Genomic DNA, 1,351 nt, shown 5'->3' with positions numbered 1-1,351 from the left:
ACCTGCAAACCGGCAAGAATGCTGGCCTCATTGCGTGGTCGCGCGAGGGTAACCCTTCGGTGGCTTATGGCGAGCCGACGACTCTGTTTGCGGGTGGCGACGTGCCGGACATGGAATAGCTGGAGGTGGTTTCATCCTTGGCAGCTACTTTGAATGCGTTCCGGAATTCTGAGGTTGGCATTTCGTCGGCGAGTGCAGCGATGCAAACGCGCATCGCGTAATCCACCTGTTTTGGAATGCGGGACAACGAAAAGATCCGACAGGAATGCCAACCCCCTACTCCACGATCTTCCAGTATGAGTCCTTGCGGATCACCTTTCCGTCACGAAATGTGTAGAAATCGCAACCTCGAACTTCCTTTTTGACGCCCTCGCGGGTGGTGCCGGTGAGGGTCCATTTCGACATGCCGGTGCTGGCAGCCTCGTCCGCAAAGTGCTGTCCACTGCCGTAATGCACATCGGGCAGACCCTCAAAGCGCGTCGCTAGCGCGTCTCGTACGCTGCGCTTGCCCTCGCAGCGCGTTCCCCAAGGCTCGGCCCCCCCTTGGCATCTCCAGAACGCAGTCGTCGGCAAAGAACGCCATGATGCGGTCCAGATCGTGCGCATTGAAGGCCTCGCAAAGCTCCGTCAATGTGGCTCGAATGTCCATTCGCGAACGGCTCCTCGGATTTCGAAGTAGGTCACTGGCGGCGGATCCGGTCAAGTGTCCAGCCAGACACCCTGGCTATGACCGGGATGGAGCGCGGCTTCCACCACTCACCCCTTCTTAGCGAACGCCCAGACCATCAGCGGGTATTCCTCGTCGTTACTGAGATCCCGCCACAGGCCGTAGGCGCGAACAGGGCCACCGATATGGGCCCTGGCGCAGGCCTTGTTGCCCCAGCCGTGGACCTTGACGTTGGCTTCGGGGAAGCCGCCGTCCACCATCAGCTGCTTGAGTCCGGCGGGCGTCCATCTGTTGTAGTCGTGCGGTCTGGCGTGCACGCGAAACAGGAAGGGCGTTGCCACCATCGCCCAACCGCCGGGTCGGGTCATGGCGTGGATGTTCCGCACCGCCGCCTGCGGACGCTGCACGTGTTCCAGCACCTGGTCGGCGATGACGATCGAATACTGCTCATCGGTGCGGTCGTTGCAGATGTCGAAGGCGGGGAAGTCGACAGAGCGGTAGTTGGAGCACATTGTGCGCCAATAGCGGTTCCAGCCGGGCGAGATCTCGATCACGTCGGAGGATTTACGGTTGCTGGCTTCGAGAAAGAGGCTGAAAGCCTCGATCTGGCGGATACGCAGCCAGTTGCGGGAATCATAGCCACGCAGCCGCTTGGCTGCCTGTTTGCCACGGCTCTTCAGGGTG

1 protein-coding gene and 1 pseudogene are annotated in these 1,351 nt (G+C 60.8%); both read right to left on the bottom strand.

Annotation, left to right across the window (positions count from 1 at the left end):
* Positions 1–276: 276 nt before the first annotated feature.
* Positions 277–583 (bottom strand): annotated as a pseudogene (locus EOA22_RS33725) (nuclear transport factor 2 family protein).
* A gap of 173 nt (positions 584–756) precedes the next feature.
* Positions 757–1,351 (bottom strand): methyltransferase domain-containing protein (locus tag EOA22_RS33720; RefSeq protein WP_127390618.1); only part of this gene is annotated, 595 nt, incomplete at its 5' end.

Origin of the sequence: Mesorhizobium sp. M7A.F.Ca.US.014.04.1.1, assembly GCF_003998745.1 — a bacterium.
In the GTDB taxonomy this organism is placed as follows: domain Bacteria; phylum Pseudomonadota; class Alphaproteobacteria; order Rhizobiales; family Rhizobiaceae; genus Mesorhizobium; species Mesorhizobium ciceri.
Note: the sequence above shows the minus strand (reverse complement) of the source record. Positions and strands in the feature narration are given on the sequence as shown.